The sequence below is a fragment of the Streptomyces sp. NBC_00775 genome (genome assembly GCF_036347135.1).
In the GTDB taxonomy this organism is placed as follows: domain Bacteria; phylum Actinomycetota; class Actinomycetes; order Streptomycetales; family Streptomycetaceae; genus Streptomyces; species Streptomyces lutosisoli.
Window position 1 is genome coordinate 8,821,145 of record NZ_CP108938.1, and the last position, 14,431, is coordinate 8,835,575.

Consider the following 14,431-nt stretch of genomic DNA (forward strand, 5'->3'; position numbering starts at 1 on the left):
GCCCGTCCGGCGTTTGAGGACGAGGCCGGGGGCGAACCCGAAAACCGTTCGCTCCGCAACGCCCTCACCTGCGACGATCCCCGCATGACCGATGCGCACAGCCTCCCCGAGGGCTACGAGATCTCCGCCGACACCTCCCGTATCGACGTCGACCGGGTCCACCACTGGCTCTCCACCGACGCGTACTGGGCCCTCGGCCGCCCGCGCGACAAGCAGCGGCGCGCGATCGCCGGCTCGCTCAACTTCGGTGTGTACGACAACACTTCGGGCGAGCAAGTGGCGTACGCGCGCATCGTCACCGACGAGGCCACCTTCGCCTGGCTGTGCGACGTCTACGTCGCCCCGTCGGTACGCGGCAAGGGCCTCGGCACCGCCCTGGTCGCAGCCGCGCGCGACCACCTCGAACCGCTCGGCCTGCGCCGCATCCTGCTCGCCACGCACGACGCCCACGGCGTCTACGCGAAGCTGGGTTTCGAGCCGCTCGCCCGCCCCGACCAGTGGATGGCGCTCACCCGCCACTGAGTCCGCTCCAGTGAGCCCGCATGTACCCTGCGTAACACCCCTTGACCAGCGGAGTCCCGCACTCCACGATCTCCGCATGCATCTTCGGGTCACGTTCGTAGCCGCCGCGCGCAGCTCCTCGCTGCTCGCCGAGCGCTTCGAGGACGACCGGCCTCTCGACCAGGCCGGCTGGGACGAAGTGCAGCGCGCCGCCGCCGAGCTGGTGCCGCTGGCGGCGGCCGAGCTGCGCTACTGCTCGCCGACGCCCCGCAGCCGGGCCACCGGCGACGCGCTGGGCTACGGGCCGCTCGTCCAGCTCGCGCTGCGCGACTGCGACATGGGCCGGTGGCGCGGCTTCACGCTGGGCGAGGCGATGGCCCGCGAACCCGAGGCCGTCGACGCCTGGCTCGCCGATCCGCGCTCGGCGCCGCACGGCGGTGAGTCCCTGATGTCCTTCATCTCCCGAGTCGGCGGCTGGCTCGACACCCGCCCCGCCGACGACGGCAGCCGCATCGTCGCCGTGGCCGAACCGTCCGTGGTGCGGGCCGCCCTGGTCTACGCGCTCAAGGCCCAGCCGTCGACGTACTGGAACATCGATGTGCGCCCCCTGTCGACGGTCACCCTCACCGGGAACAACAGACGCTGGAATCTCCGGCTGGAGGCCGGGCTGGAGCGCGTCTAGGCCTGTTCAGCAGGAGTCGCCGGACCCGTGCCGGCGCACGCGCGCGTAGTCGGTCGTCAGGACGAGGTCCTTGGCCGGCCCGCCGACGCGCCACACCGTGCGCCAGCGGTCTTCCGTGTACACCGTGAACTCGCCCCGGTAGAGGTCCGCCGAGCAGGGATGGTGGGCGATGTGCCGCCCGCTGCTCAGGTCGAGGTCGTGGAAGGGCCGGCCGTCCGAGAACTCGACGAGGGCCGTACCCGCAGCCGGCCCCCGCAGGAACCGCAGCGTCCGCTCGGCGGGCCGTGCGACGCCCTGCCAGATGAACGTGCCGGATTCGTGGTGCAGAAGCCCCGCTTCCTGCGGATCTTCCAGTGGTCCGAAAACCGTCGTGCCGGTGAAGCGCCCCTCCGCGTCACTCGCCAGATCCCGCACGGCACGCTCGACCCGCCAGCTCCCGGCTAGGTATGTCAGCACGTCCGCGACTGGCCAGAACTCGCCCATGCCGTCCCGCTCTCCGTCCCGTCCGATGCTGCGTGACCCATTGACGCACTCTGGCCCCCTCCCTATCTTGCCGTTCGAAGTATTGATCGATGTCTGATATTTCGAACAACTCCACACTAACTACAGAGCCGCGGAGTATCCATGTCACCCACCCGCACCCGCTGGAGACTCGGACTCACGGCCACCGCACTCCTGGTGGCCTCCACCGTCGTTCCCGGGACCGCTCCGGCGAACGCCGCCGCCGATGTCACCGACTACGCGATCACCGTCGACCCGAAGGGCTCGGGCGCGAAGATCGACGACACGATGTACGGCGTCTTCTTCGAGGACATCAACCGCGCCGCCGACGGCGGCCTGTACGCGGAGCTCGTACAGAACCGGTCGTTCGAGTACAGCACCGCCGACAACGCGTCCTATACGCCGCTGACCTCCTGGACCGTCTCCGGTACCGCGCAGGCCGCGAGCGACGACGGCCGCCTCAACGCCCGCAACCGCACCTACCTCTCCCTGGACGGCGGCTCGTCCGTCACCAACTCCGGTTACAACACCGGGATTTCGGTCGAGAGCGGCAAGGCGTACGACTTCTCGGTCTGGGCCCGCGCCGATGCCGCGTCGCCCCTGACCCTGACGCTCCAGGACGCCGAGGGCACGCTCGCCGAGGCCCGTCAGGTCACCGCGCGCGGCGGCTGGGCCAAGTACCGGGCGACGTTCACCGCGACCCGCACCAGCACTACCGGCCGCCTCACCGTCGCCGCGGGCAACCCCGTCGCGCTCGACATGATCTCGCTGATCCCCCGGGACACTTACAAGGGCCACGGCCTGCGCAAGGACCTCGCCGAGAAGATCGCCGCCCTCCACCCGGGCTTCGTACGCTTCCCGGGCGGCTGCCTGGTCAACACTGGCAGCATGCAGGGATATGACGAGGCGTCGGGCTACCAGCGCAAGCGCTCGTACCAGTGGAAGGACACCGTCGGCCCGGTCGAGCAGCGCGCCACCAACTCCAACTTCTGGGGCTACAACCAGAGTTACGGGCTCGGCTACTACGAGTACTTCCAGTTCGCCGAGGACATCGGCGCGATGCCGCTGCCCGTCGTGCCCGCGCTCGTCACCGGCTGCGGCCAGAACAAGGCCACCGACGACGACGCGCTGCTCAAGCGGCACATCCAGGACACCCTCGATCTCATCGAGTTCGCCAACGGCCCGGTGACCAGCGAATGGGGCAAGAAGCGCGCCCAGATGGGCCACCCCAAGCCCTTCCACCTCACGCACCTCGAAGTGGGCAACGAGGAGAACCTCCCCGAGGCGTTCTTCTCGCGCTTCACCCAGTTCCGCGCCGCCATCGAGGCCAAGTACCCGGACGTCACGGTGATTTCGAACGCCGGCCCGGACGACTCGGGCACCACCTTCGACACGGCCTGGAAGCTCAACAAGGACGCCGGTGTCGACATGGTCGACGAGCACTACTACAACAGCCCGCAGTGGTTCCTGCAGAACAACGACCGCTATGACTCGTACGACAGGAACGGCCCGAAGGTCTTCCTCGGCGAGTACGCCTCGGGCGGCAACACCTTCAAGAACGCCCTCTCCGAAGCCGCGTACATGACCGGCCTGGAACGCAACGCGGACGTCGTGAAGCTCGCCTCGTACGCCCCGCTGCTCGCCAACGAGGACTACGTGCAGTGGCGCCCGGACATGATCTGGTTCAACAACCACGCCTCGTGGAACTCGGCCGACTACGAGGTGCAGAAGCTCTTCATGAGCAACGTCGGCGACCGGGTGGTGCCCAGCAGCGCCACCACCACACCGTCGCTGAGCGCGCCGATCTCGGGCGCCGTCGGCCTGTCGACCTGGGCGACCACGGCGGCGTACGACGATGTCTTGGTCACCGGTGCGGACGGGACCACACTGCTCAGCGACGACTTCAGCGGTGACGCCTCGCAGTGGACCCACACGGGCACCGGGAGCTGGAGCCTCCAGGACGGGCAGTACGTGCAGACCGACGAGGCCGCGACCAACACCATGGTCCAGGCGGGCGACCCGGCCTGGCACGATTACGACCTCCACGTGAAGGCCACCAAGAAGTCCGGCAAGGAAGGCTTCCTCGTCGCCTTCGGAGTCAAGGACACCGGCAACTACTACTGGTGGAACCTCGGCGGCTGGAACAACACCACCTCCGCCGTCGAACAGGCCGTGGACGGCGGCAAGTCGACGCTGATCTCCAAGGCCGGCTCGATCGAGACGGGCAAGGCGTACGACATCGACGTCAAGGTACGAGGCCGTCAGGTCACCCTCTACCTGGACGGCCAGGAGTGGGGGAGCTTCACCGACGACAAGCCCGCGGAGCCGTTCCGTCAGGTCGTCACGCGGGACGCGAAGACCGGTGACCTCATCGTCAAGGTCGTCAACGCCCAGTCCGCGGACGCCCGTACCGCGATCGACCTGGGCGGGGCGAAGGTGGGACACAAGGCCGCCGTCACCACGCTCCAGGCCGCGCCCGACGCGGTGAACACGGAGGCGGCCACCGCGGTCGCCCCGGTGAAGTCCACCTTCGAGGGGGTCGCCGACACGTTCACGTACACCTTCCCGGCGAACTCCGTGACGTTCCTGAGGATCAAGAAGAGGTAGCTCCGGCCGTGGGCTGCTGCTCGACCGGCAGCAGCCCACGCTCGCCGAAGACCTTCTTCGCGACCAGGGTCGCGTTCATGGCCTTCGGTATGCCGCAGTACACCGCCGAGTGCAGCAGCGCCTCGACGATCTGCTCCGACGAAAGTCCCACGTTCAGTGCGGCGTTGACGTGCACCTCCAGCTGGGTCTCGCAGCCGCCGAGCGCCGTGAGCATGCCGAGTGTCACCAACTGGCGGTCGCGCGGGGCGAGTCCGGGCCGGTCGTAGATGTCGCCGAAGGCCCAGGCCACGATCTGGTGGCCCAGTTCGGGGTTGATGTCGGAGAGCGCGTCGACCACGCGCTGCCCGGCCTCGCCGTCCACGCGCTGAAGGATCTTCAGGCCGTGCTCGAAGCGCTCCTCGCGGGTGGTGGCGTTGTCCATGGGGGCGTTGTCGATGAGGGCGTCGCTCATGAGAGGTCGTCCGATCCCGGCTGGTCGAGCAGCCGTTCGTAGTGGTCGATCTTGACGTCGAGGGCGGCCGCGTTGCGGCGCAGGGCGCGGATCCGGTCCGCGAGGTCGGCGCGATGCTCCCGGAGCAACGCGAGCCGCTCGGGGACCGAGACGTCGCCCCGTGCCCGCAGCTCCGCGAACCGCTGCATGTCCGCGATCGACATGCCCGTCTCGCGCAGCCGGATCAGGAACTCCAGCCAGGCCAGGTCGGCCAGCTCGTAACGCCGCTGGTTCCCGGTGGTCCGGCCGACCCGTTCGATCAGGCCGGCCTTCTCGTAGTACCGCAGCGTGTCGTGCGAGAGTCCGGTGTGCTCGACGACCTGGGCGATCGTGAGCGTCGGCTCCTGGCTGTGCGGGTGGGGCTGTCCGCTGGTCATGACAAGAACGGTAGAACCTGGAGTGCGCTCCAGGTCAAGCCTCACCGGCGAGCACGCCGCGAAGAGCCTTCAGGGCGGCCGACGATCAACCGCCGAAGTACCTCTGAGCTGCGCGAACACCCTCGGCCAGAGCGTCGACCTCCGCCGGGGTGTTGTAGACGTAGAAGGATGCCCGGGTGGTCGCCGGGATCCCGTAGCGCCGCACGATCGGGCGGGCGCAGTGGTGGCCGACGCGGACGGCGACGCCCCGCTCGTCGAGGATCTGGCCGACGTCGTGCGGGTGGATGCCGTCGACCGTGAACGACACCGCGGACCCGCGGTCGGTGAGCTCGCGGGGGCCGACGATCCGTACGCCGGGGATCTCGCCGAGCAACTCCAGTGCGCGGGCGGTGAGTTGGTCCTCGTGCGCGGCCACCTTGGCCATGCCCAGCCGCTGGAGATAGTCCACGGCCGCCGCCAGCCCCACCGCCTGCGCGGTCATCGGGACGCCCGCCTCGAAGCGCTGGGGCGGCGGCAGGAACGTCGTGCGGTCCATCTCGACGACCTCGATCATCGAACCGCCGGTGAGGAACGGCGGCAGATCCGCGAGGAGTTGACGCCGCCCCCACAGCACGCCGACACCGCTGGGGCCGAGCATCTTGTGGCCGGAGAACGCGAGGAAGTCGGCCCCCAGCTCGCGTACGTCGACGGGCCGGTGGGGGACCGACTGGGCGCCGTCGACCACCACGAGCGCACCGAACGCGTGGGCGCGGTCGGCGAGTTGGCGCACGGGGTTGAGCGTGCCGAGGACGTTCGACTGGTGGGTGAGGGAGAGGACCTTGGTGCGTTCGTCGAGCAGTTCGTCGACACGGGTGAGGTCGAGGCGGCCCTCGTCGGTGAGTCCGAACCAGTCCAGCGTCGCCCCGGTGCGTTCGGCGAGCTGCTGCCAGGGGACGAGGTTCGCGTGGTGCTCCATCTCCGTGACCACGATGCGGTCGCCGGGGCCGACGCGGCGGGCGTTCCCGAGCGCGTACGCGACCAGATTGATGCCCTCGGTCGTGTTCTTGGTGAAGACGATCTCGTCGTCCTCCGCGCCGATGAGACGCGCGACGGTGTGCCGCGCGCCCTCGTACGCCTCCGTGGCCTCCCCGGCCAGCTGGTGCGCGCCGCGGTGCACGGCCGCGTTGCGGGTGAGGTAGAAGTCCCGTTCCGCGTCCAGGACTTGGAGAGGTTTCTGGGTGGTCGCGCCGGAGTCGAGGTAGACGAGCCGGGCGCCGCTCTCCACCGTCCTCTCCAGAATCGGGAAGTCCTTGCGGAGCGCGTCCACGTCGAAGGCCACGGGGGCTCACCTCTCACGGGTTGTTCGCTGGGTGTCTCACGGGTTGGTGCACTTTTTGCCGTGAGGGACGCTAGGCGTCCTCACGGAGAATCGCAAGCGTTAGCATGAGACGCGTGGAACACCGCGTGGAGCACGAAGCCCCCCACTACCTGCATCAGCCGGGGGTCCCCGGCGAGGAGCGCTATGTCTCGCTGGCCCTGGTCAACACGCGTTTCGCGCTGAGCCATGGCCCGGTCGACCTGCTCGACGACACCGAGGCCGCGCACCTCTGGCTCGTACGGCATGAGCTGCTGCCGGACCGGGTGGCGCTGAACGGCCGGCAGTTCGGCCGGCTTCTCGGCCTGCGCGAGGCGCTGCGCTCGCTCTTCGAGGCACGCGAGGCCCGTTCCGTACCGCCGCGCGAGAGCCTCGACACCCTGAACTCCGCGCTGGCCGCGGCCCCTGCGACGCCCCGCCTCGCCTGGACCGCGGACGGCCCGCACCGCGCCGACGAACCCGACACCGGCAACCCGGCGGGCGCCGCCCTCTCCCTCCTCGCCGACGACGCGGCCGAACTCCTCACGGGCCCGGAATCCCCGCAGCTCGCCCCGTGCGCGGCCGACGGCTGTACGCGCTGGTTCCTCCGCTCCCACGCGGCCCGGCGCTGGTGCACGACGAAGTGCGGCAACCGGGTGCGGGCGGCACGCGCCTACGCGGCACGCAAGACGCGGTAACCGCGGGGTGCCGTCGTATCCGAGGTGCGGTGGTGTCGTACCTGAGGTGCGGGGTTACGAGTGGCGGCGAGGCTTGCCGCGCTTGGCGCCGCCCTTGGGGCCACCGGAACCACTGCCGCGGGGGTTCTTGCCGCCCGCCTTGCCGGCCGTGGACTTGCGCCGTGCGCCGCCGCCCGCGTCCGACCGCTGGGGCGTGGCCTTGGCCTTGGACTTGGCCTTCTGCCCGTCGGCGGCCGGGGTCTGGGAACGTCCCCGGGTGCTGTTGACCGTCCGGCCGCGGACGATCCCGATGAAGTCCTCCACCTGGTCGGTGGTCTTCTCCTCGGGCCAGGACAGTGCGACACGCGACTCGGGGGCGTCCGTGACCGTCCGGTAGGTGAGGTCCTTGCGGTGGTGGAGGCGGGCCAGGGACTGCGGGACGACGAGGACGCCGATGCCCGCCGCGACGAGCTCGACGGCATCCTCGGTGGTGGCGGGGCGCTCCAGCGCGGGCTTCCCCGGCAGGCGCTCCCAGTCGAGGGTGTCGTCCAGGGGGTGCAGCACGATGTCGTCGGCGAGATCCTCCGTGGAGACCTGCTCGACCGCCGCCACGATGTGGTCCTTGGGGACCATGACGACCGTCGTCTCGGTGTACAGGGGGATCGCGCTGAGGTCGGTCCGGTCGACCGGCAGCCGTACGAAGCCCGCGTCGGCGCCACCGCTGCGCAGCAGGCCGAACGCCTCGTCGGCGGAGACCGCGACGAGGGTCAGCGGGATGCCGGAGAACCGCTCGTTCCAGATCCGCACCCACTTGGCGGGCGTGACCCCCGGGACGTACGCGAGCCGGAACGCGGAGGGTGCTTCGGAGCCAGTCACTTCGTCAGGTTACCGGTCATGGTCACGGGTGCCGCACCGCGACCTTGGCCGGGTGCCGCACCGCGACCTTGACCGGGTGCCGCGCCGTGACCACGACCGGATGCCGCACCCGTGACGTCGCCTCCCGAACACGTGATGGTCGGCGGTGGCTCACATGCTCGATACCCTTGACACCATGACGTCGCACCAGACCACCCAGACGATGAAGCCCGCGACAGCGGCGAAGAAGCTGGGTGTGTACCTCGAGGCCACCCCCGCCGAGTTCCAGGAGGGTGTCGTCTCGCGTGCCGAGCTGACTGCGCTGCAGGCCGACCCGCCCGAGTGGCTCCAGGAGCTGCGCCGCAACGGCCCGCACCCCCGTCCGGTGGTCGCGGCCAAGCTGGGCGTGTCCATCGCCGGGCTCGCCCGGGGCGGGGTCACCGAGGCCCTCACCACCGAGCAGATCGAGGCCCTCAAGACGGAGAACCCCGCCTGGCTGCGGCGCGAGCGCTCCACCCAGGCCGACGTCCGCAAGGAATCGGTCCGCATCAAGGAGAAGAACGCGGAGCGGTCCGCCAAGCGTTCCTGACCGCCTCCCACGTCCTCGCGCGGCGGTGTGGCGGGTTCTCGCCCAGTGGTGTGGCGGGTCCGTCGCGATCCGTGAAAGCGGCCGACGGCGCCCCGCTGCCGCCACTATCGTCGATGGTCATGGACACCGATGACGACGCTCTGGTGGCGGAGCAGATCGCGTACTACCGGGCCCGTGCCTTCGAGTACGACCGGGTCTATGCCGAGCACGAGGACCTGCGCGAGCTGGTGACGGCGGTCGACGAGCTCCCCATCGCCGGAGACGTGCTGGAGCTCGCCTGCGGAACGGGCCAGTGGACCGGAAGGCTGGCCGCACGAGCACACTCGATGACGGCCGTCGACTCGTCGCCCGAGGTCCTGGGCATCGCGCGGGCGCGGACCGCCTCCGCCGATGTCGAGTTCGTCCAGGCCGACGTCTTCACCTGGCAGCCCCCACGCCGCTACGACACCGTGTTCTTCGCCTTCTGGCTCTCCCACGTCCCACTGTCCCGGATGGGCCAGTTCTGGAACACCGTCGCCGCCGCCCTCACCCCGCACGGCAGAGCGATCTTCATCGACGAGGGCCCCGCGGAGGCCGCCCGCGAGGAGGTCGCCGTGGAACTGCGCCACCTCGACGACGGAAGCCAGTACCGCATCGTCAAGATCTTCCACGACCCCACCACCCTCACCGACGATCTCGCCACCCTCGGCTGGTCGGCCGATGTCCGCCCCCTGGGCAACTTCATCGTCGGAATCGCCACACCCCCGACGGCCTCCGGCTGAGCGACCTCGCCTGCTGGCTCTCACCCCTTCCGTTCCGTCGCCTCCGGCCCACCGATGCCGAGATTGCATAAACGTGCAGCGAAACGTATAGTCATGCCATCCAAGAGGAGGGTTCCATGGCGGTACGTGCGGCAGTGGCGGGAGCGAGTGGGTACGCGGGCGGGGAACTGCTGCGTCTGCTCCTGGTGCACCCCGGGATCGAGATCGGCGCTCTGACCGGCAACTCCAACGCGGGCCAGCGCCTGGGCGCGCTGCAGCCGCATCTGCTGCCGCTCGCGGACCGCGTCCTCCAGGAGACGACCCCCGAGGTGCTCGCCGGGCATGACGTCGTGTTCCTCGCGCTGCCCCACGGGCAGTCCGCCGCCGTCGCCGAACAGCTCGGCCCGGACGTCCTCGTCGTCGACATGGGCGCCGACTTCCGGCTGAAGGACCCGGCCGACTGGGAGAGGTTCTACGGCTCCGCGCATGCCGGAACCTGGCCGTACGGCCTCCCCGAACTGCCGGGTGCCCGCGCTGCGCTGGAGGGGTCCAAGCGCATCGCGGTGCCCGGTTGCTATCCGACGGCCGTCTCGCTCGCGCTCTTCCCGGCGTACGCGGCCGGGCTGGCGGAGAACGAGGCCGTGATCGTCGCCGCCTCCGGGACGTCCGGTGCCGGAAAGGCGCCCAAGGCGCATCTGCTCGGCTCCGAGGTCATGGGCTCCATGTCCCCGTACGGCGTCGGCGGCGTCCACCGGCACACCCCCGAGATGATCCAGAACCTCGGCGCCGCCGCCGGTGAGCCCGTCACCGTCTCCTTCACGCCCACGCTCGCGCCGATGCCCCGCGGCATCCTGGCCACCTGCACCGCCAAGGCCAAGCAGGGGGTCACCGCAGAGTCCGTACGGGCCGCGTACGAGAAGGCGTTCGCGGACGAGCCGTTCGTGCACCTGCTGCCCGAGGGCCAGTGGCCCGCCACGGCGTCCGTCTACGGTTCCAACGCCGTTCAGATCCAGGTCGCGTACGACGCCGCTGCGCACCGCATCATCGCGATCAGCGCCATCGACAACCTGACCAAGGGCACCGCGGGCGGTGCCGTGCAGAGCATGAACATTGCCCTGGGCCTTGATGAGGCCACTGGGCTTTCCACGATCGGAGTCGCACCGTGAGTGTCACGGCAGCACAGGGATTCACGGCGGCCGGGATCGCCGCCGGGATCAAGGAGAACGGCAACCCGGACCTGGCCCTCGTGGTCAACAACGGGCCCCGCCTCGCCGCCGCGGGCGTCTTCACCTCCAACCGCGTGAAGGCCGCGCCGGTCCTCTGGTCGGAACAGGTACTCAAGAGCGGCCAGTTGACCGCGGTCGTCCTCAACTCCGGCGGCGCCAACGCGTGTACGGGTCCCAAGGGCTTCCAGGACACCCACGCCACCGCCGAGAAGGTCGCGGAGTCGCTCGACGCCGCGGGGTTCGGGGAGACCGGCGCGGGCACGGTCGCCGTCTGCTCGACCGGCCTCATCGGTGTCCTCCTGCCGATGGACAAGCTGCTCCCGGGCGTCGACCAGGCCGTCGCCCAACTCGGCCCGCACGGCGGCGAGAAGGCCGCCATCGCCATCAAGACCACCGACACCGTGCACAAGACGTCGGTCCACGAGGGCCCCGGCTGGACCGTCGGCGGCATGGCCAAGGGCGCGGGCATGCTCGCCCCGGGCCTGGCCACCATGCTGGTCGTGCTCACCACCGACGCCGACGTGGACAGCGACACGCTGGACAAGGCGCTCCGCGCCGCCACCCGCGTCACCTTCGACCGCGTCGACTCCGACGGCTGCATGTCCACCAACGACACCGTGCTGCTGCTCGCCTCCGGCGCCTCCGAAGTCACCCCGGAGTACGCGGAGTTCGCCGAGGCCGTCCGTACGGTCTGTGACGACCTCGGTCAGCAGCTCATCCGTGACGCCGAGGGCGCAGGCAAGGACATCAAGGTCGAGGTCATCAACGCCGCGACCGAGGACGACGCCGTCGAGGTGGGCCGCTCCATCGCCCGCAACAACCTCCTCAAGTGCGCGATCCACGGTGAAGACCCCAACTGGGGACGGGTGTTGTCCGCGATCGGCACCACGAAGGCCGCCTTCGAGCCCGACCAGCTCAACGTCGCCATCAACGGCGTATGGGTCTGCAAGAACGGCGGTGTCGGCGAGGACCGCGAGCTCGTCGACATGCGCTACCGCGAAGTGCACATCGTTGCCGACCTCGCCGCCGGCGGCGAGACCGCCACGATCTGGACCAACGATCTCACCGCCGACTACGTCCACGAGAACAGCGCGTACTCCTCATGAGCGATTCGACCGACAACTCGACCGACAAGACGAGCACGACCAGGAAGCACACCGCGCTGCCCAAGGCCCGGATCCTCATCGAGGCGCTGCCCTGGCTGACCCGCCACAACGGCAAGACCGTCGTCATCAAGTTCGGCGGAAACGCCATGGTGAACGAGGAGCTGAAGGCCGCCTTCGCGCAGGACGTCGTCTTCCTGCGGCAGGCCGGTCTCAGGCCCGTCGTGGTGCACGGCGGCGGCCCGCAGATCAGCGCCGCCCTCGACAAGCACGGCATCGTCAGCGAGTTCAAGGCGGGCCTGCGGGTCACCACCGAGGACGCCATGGACGTCGTACGCATGGTCCTGGCCGGGCAGGTGCAGCGCGAGCTGGTCGGGCTGCTCAACCAGCACGGGCCGCTCGCCGTCGGCATGACCGGCGAGGACGCGCACACCATCACCGCCACCAAGCACCAGCCCGAGATCGACGGCGAGCTCGTCGACATCGGCAGGGTCGGCGAGATCACCGCGATCGACACCGGCGCCATCGAGGCGCTGCTCTCCGACGGCCGCATCCCGGTCGTCTCCTCGATCGCCCGCTCCCAGGACGACGGACATGTCTACAACGTCAATGCTGATACGGCGGCTGCGGCACTCGCTGCGGCACTTGGCGCCGAAACCCTCATGGTCCTCACGGACGTCGAGGGCCTCTACGAGGACTGGCCCAACAGCGACGAGGTGATCAGTCGCCTCACCGCTTCCCAGCTGGAGAAACTGCTCCCCGAGCTGGCCAGCGGCATGGTGCCGAAGATGGAGGGCTGCCTGCACGCCGTGCGCAACGGCGTCACCACGGCCCGCGTCATCGACGGCCGGGTCCAGCACTCGATCCTGCTGGAGATCTTCACCGACGAGGGGATCGGCACGATGGTCGTGCCGGACGAGGAAGAGGGGGATGCCGTATGACCGCGAACCAGGGCGTGACCGGCAACGAAGAGCTCACCCAGCGGTGGGAGGGCTCGCTCATGGACAACTACGGCACCCCGCGGCTGCCGCTCGTCCGCGGCGAGGGCACCAAGCTGTGGGACGCGGACGGCAAGCAGTACCTCGACTTCGTCGGCGGGATCGCGGTCAACGCACTCGGGCACGCCCACCCCGCGATCGTCGAGGCCGTGAGCAAGCAGATCGCCTCCCTCGGCCATGTCTCCAACCTCTTCATCGCCGAGCCGCCCGTCACGCTCGCCGAACGGCTGCTCCGGCTCTTCGGGCGCGAGGGCCGGGTGTACTTCTGCAACTCGGGCGCCGAGGCCAACGAGGGCGCTTTCAAGATCGGCCGGCTCACCGGCCGGACGCACATGGTCGCCACCACCGGTGGCTTCCACGGCCGGACCATGGGCGCCCTCGCGCTCACCGGCCAGCCCGCCAAGCAGGAGCCGTTCCTGCCGCTGCCCGGCGACGTCACGCATGTCCCGAACGGCGACGCGCAGGCGCTGGCCGCCGCGGTCACCGAGGAGACGGCCCTCGTCATCATCGAGCCGATCCAGGGTGAGAACGGGGTCGTGGTCCCGCCCGCCGGATATCTGAAGGCGGCTCGTGCCATCACCGCCGCCACCGGATCGCTGCTGGTTCTCGACGAGGTGCAGACCGGAATCGGCCGGACCGGACACTGGTTCGAGTACCAGGCCCACGAGGGCGTCCTGCCCGACATCGTCACGCTCGCCAAGGGCCTCGGCGGCGGACTGCCGCTCGGCGCCACCGTCGCCTTCGGCCGGGCCGCCGGGCTGCTGAAGCCCGGACACCACGGCACGACCTTCGGCGGCAACCCGGTCGTCTGCGCCGCCGGACTCGCCGTGCTCGACACGATCGAGTCCGAGGGACTCCTGGAGAACGTGAAGCGCTCGGGCGAGAAGCTGCGGGACGGAATCGAGAGCGCCTGCGGCAGTTCCGGCCACCCTCTGGTCGACCATGTCCGGGGTGCGGGACTGCTCCTGGGTATCGTGCTCACCGAGCCGCTCGCGCCCCAGGTGCAGCAGGCGGCTCAGGACGCCGGTTTCCTGGTGAACGCGCCCGCCCCCGATGTCGTACGGCTGATGCCGCCGCTGAACATCGGCGACGACGAGGTGGACGCGTTCCTCCAGGCCCTTCCCGGCATCCTCGACGCAGCCAACGGGGACGGATGATCTCGGGAAATGGGACGACGACGATGAGTCAGGCGCAGGATCACGAGCACGCAGGGCCTGCCGTGCCGCAGACCCGCACCGCACGCCACCGCCGGATCGTGGACATCCTCAACCGGCAACCGGTGCGCTCGCAGAGCCAGTTGGCGAAGCTTCTCGCCGACGACGGGCTGAGCGTCACCCAGGCGACGCTCTCCCGGGACCTGGACGAGCTGAACGCGGTGAAGATCCGCAACAACGACGGCGACCTGATCTACGCGGTGCCGAGCGAGGGCGGGTTCCGTACGCCGCGCGCTCCGCTGGGGGAGTCGGCGAAGGAGGAGCGGATGCGGCGGCTGTCCGCGGAGCTGCTGATCTCCGCGGAGGCTTCTGCGAATCTCGTGGTCTTGCGTACGCCTCCGGGCGCTGCGCAGTTCTTGGCCTCGGCTATTGATCAGGCTGAGCTGCAGGACATTCTTGGCACCATTGCCGGGGATGACACGTTGCTGTTGATCAGTCGGAATCCCACGGGAGGTCAGGCTTTGGCCGATCACTTGTTGCGGTTGGCTCAGAACAACCATTGAGGTTGTCGGTCGGGTGCGGGGCGGTGGGGGCTGGT

The 14,431-nt window shown here is 69.7% G+C and carries 16 protein-coding genes; 11 read left to right on the forward strand and 5 right to left on the reverse strand.

Going from position 1 to position 14,431, the window contains the following annotated elements; translation table 11 throughout:
- Window positions 1-84: 84 nt before the first annotated feature.
- Together OIC96_RS39160 and OIC96_RS39165 are read left to right on the forward strand one after the other, a co-directional pair.
- Window positions 85-522, forward strand: coding sequence for a GNAT family N-acetyltransferase (locus tag OIC96_RS39160; protein WP_330303279.1), 438 nt, complete (start codon window positions 85-87; stop codon window positions 520-522).
- Window positions 523-598: 76 nt separating this feature from the next.
- A complete protein-coding gene (locus OIC96_RS39165; protein ID WP_330303278.1) occupies window positions 599-1,183 on the forward strand; it encodes a histidine phosphatase family protein in 585 nt (194 codons plus the stop codon).
- A 6-nt stretch (window positions 1,184-1,189) separates the two neighbouring features.
- Here OIC96_RS39165 and OIC96_RS39170 read toward each other — a convergent pair whose 3' ends face one another.
- Complete coding sequence (locus OIC96_RS39170; RefSeq protein WP_330303277.1) at window positions 1,190-1,666, reverse strand: DUF6314 family protein; 477 nt, start codon at window positions 1,664-1,666, stop codon at window positions 1,190-1,192.
- 141 nt (window positions 1,667-1,807) lie between these two features.
- Here OIC96_RS39170 and OIC96_RS39175 point away from each other — a divergent pair, with 141 nt between their 5' ends.
- Window positions 1,808-4,291 carry an alpha-L-arabinofuranosidase C-terminal domain-containing protein gene (locus OIC96_RS39175; protein ID WP_330303276.1) on the forward strand — a complete coding sequence of 828 codons (2,484 nt, stop codon included), beginning with the start codon at window positions 1,808-1,810 and terminating at the stop codon, window positions 4,289-4,291.
- Here the strand turns inward: OIC96_RS39175 and OIC96_RS39180 are convergent.
- The 3 genes from OIC96_RS39180 to OIC96_RS39190 all read right to left on the reverse strand — a co-directional run bounded on the left by OIC96_RS39180 (window position 4,278) and on the right by OIC96_RS39190 (window position 6,476).
- A complete protein-coding gene (locus tag OIC96_RS39180; protein WP_330310026.1) occupies window positions 4,278-4,712 on the reverse strand; it encodes a carboxymuconolactone decarboxylase family protein in 435 nt (144 codons plus the stop codon). The genes OIC96_RS39175 and OIC96_RS39180 overlap by 14 nt on opposite strands.
- A gap of 26 nt (window positions 4,713-4,738) precedes the next feature.
- Entirely contained in the window at window positions 4,739-5,158 is a 420-nt protein-coding gene (locus OIC96_RS39185; RefSeq protein WP_330303275.1) for a MerR family transcriptional regulator, read from the reverse strand.
- Between the two features lie 85 nt (window positions 5,159-5,243).
- Entirely contained in the window at window positions 5,244-6,476 is a 1,233-nt protein-coding gene (locus tag OIC96_RS39190; RefSeq protein WP_330303274.1) for a cysteine desulfurase, read from the reverse strand.
- A gap of 113 nt (window positions 6,477-6,589) precedes the next feature.
- Here OIC96_RS39190 and OIC96_RS39195 point away from each other — a divergent pair, with 113 nt between their 5' ends.
- Window positions 6,590-7,189 (forward strand): ABATE domain-containing protein, encoded by a 600-nt coding sequence (locus OIC96_RS39195; RefSeq protein ID WP_330303273.1) that lies wholly within the window; start codon window positions 6,590-6,592, stop codon window positions 7,187-7,189.
- A gap of 54 nt (window positions 7,190-7,243) precedes the next feature.
- Here the strand turns inward: OIC96_RS39195 and OIC96_RS39200 are convergent, their stop codons facing one another.
- Complete coding sequence (locus OIC96_RS39200; protein ID WP_330303272.1) at window positions 7,244-8,044, reverse strand: LysR family transcriptional regulator substrate-binding protein; 801 nt, start codon at window positions 8,042-8,044, stop codon at window positions 7,244-7,246.
- Between the two features lie 175 nt (window positions 8,045-8,219).
- Between OIC96_RS39200 and OIC96_RS39205 the strand changes: the two genes are divergently transcribed.
- From OIC96_RS39205 to OIC96_RS39235, 7 genes are all read left to right on the forward strand, one after another.
- Window positions 8,220-8,612, forward strand: a complete 393-nt coding sequence (locus OIC96_RS39205) for a DUF5997 family protein (RefSeq protein WP_330303271.1) — start codon at window positions 8,220-8,222, stop codon at window positions 8,610-8,612.
- 119 nt (window positions 8,613-8,731) lie between these two features.
- A complete protein-coding gene (locus OIC96_RS39210; protein WP_330303270.1) occupies window positions 8,732-9,373 on the forward strand; it encodes a class I SAM-dependent methyltransferase in 642 nt (213 codons plus the stop codon).
- Window positions 9,374-9,489: 116 nt separating this feature from the next.
- A complete protein-coding gene (argC, locus tag OIC96_RS39215; RefSeq protein ID WP_330303269.1) occupies window positions 9,490-10,518 on the forward strand; it encodes an N-acetyl-gamma-glutamyl-phosphate reductase in 1,029 nt (342 codons plus the stop codon).
- Window positions 10,515-11,684, forward strand: coding sequence for a bifunctional glutamate N-acetyltransferase/amino-acid acetyltransferase ArgJ (gene argJ / locus OIC96_RS39220; protein ID WP_330303268.1), 1,170 nt, complete (start codon window positions 10,515-10,517; stop codon window positions 11,682-11,684). Before argC ends, argJ begins: the two co-directional genes overlap by 4 nt.
- On the forward strand, window positions 11,681-12,622 hold the full coding sequence (gene argB / locus OIC96_RS39225) for an acetylglutamate kinase (protein ID WP_330303267.1): 942 nt from the start codon (window positions 11,681-11,683) through the stop codon (window positions 12,620-12,622). Before argJ ends, argB begins: the two co-directional genes overlap by 4 nt.
- A complete protein-coding gene (locus tag OIC96_RS39230) occupies window positions 12,619-13,836 on the forward strand; it encodes an acetylornithine transaminase (RefSeq protein WP_330303266.1) in 1,218 nt (405 codons plus the stop codon). The genes argB and OIC96_RS39230 overlap by 4 nt, the downstream gene beginning before the upstream one ends.
- Before the next feature lie 23 nt (window positions 13,837-13,859).
- Complete coding sequence (locus tag OIC96_RS39235; protein WP_327427364.1) at window positions 13,860-14,396, forward strand: arginine repressor; 537 nt, start codon at window positions 13,860-13,862, stop codon at window positions 14,394-14,396.
- Window positions 14,397-14,431 lie beyond the last annotated feature (35 nt).

Bases quoted from the DNA above. Each gene is read 5' to 3' on its own strand.
- OIC96_RS39160 (WP_330303279.1), top strand. From the start codon at position 85: ATGACCGATGCGCACAGCCTCCCCGAGGGCTACGAGATCTCCGCCGAC.
- OIC96_RS39165 (WP_330303278.1), top strand. From the start codon at position 599: ATGCATCTTCGGGTCACGTTCGTAGCCGCCGCGCGCAGCTCCTCGCTG.
- OIC96_RS39170 (WP_330303277.1), bottom strand. From the start codon at position 1,666: ATGGGCGAGTTCTGGCCAGTCGCGGACGTGCTGACATACCTAGCCGGG.
- OIC96_RS39175 (WP_330303276.1), top strand. From the start codon at position 1,808: ATGTCACCCACCCGCACCCGCTGGAGACTCGGACTCACGGCCACCGCA.
- OIC96_RS39180 (WP_330310026.1), bottom strand. From the start codon at position 4,712: ATGGACAACGCCACCACCCGCGAGGAGCGCTTCGAGCACGGCCTGAAG.
- OIC96_RS39185 (WP_330303275.1), bottom strand. From the start codon at position 5,158: ATGACCAGCGGACAGCCCCACCCGCACAGCCAGGAGCCGACGCTCACG.
- OIC96_RS39205 (WP_330303271.1), top strand. From the start codon at position 8,220: ATGACGTCGCACCAGACCACCCAGACGATGAAGCCCGCGACAGCGGCG.
- OIC96_RS39210 (WP_330303270.1), top strand. From the start codon at position 8,732: ATGGACACCGATGACGACGCTCTGGTGGCGGAGCAGATCGCGTACTAC.
- argC (WP_330303269.1), top strand. From the start codon at position 9,490: ATGGCGGTACGTGCGGCAGTGGCGGGAGCGAGTGGGTACGCGGGCGGG.
- argB (WP_330303267.1), top strand. From the start codon at position 11,681: ATGAGCGATTCGACCGACAACTCGACCGACAAGACGAGCACGACCAGG.
- OIC96_RS39230 (WP_330303266.1), top strand. From the start codon at position 12,619: ATGACCGCGAACCAGGGCGTGACCGGCAACGAAGAGCTCACCCAGCGG.
- OIC96_RS39235 (WP_327427364.1), top strand. From the start codon at position 13,860: ATGAGTCAGGCGCAGGATCACGAGCACGCAGGGCCTGCCGTGCCGCAG.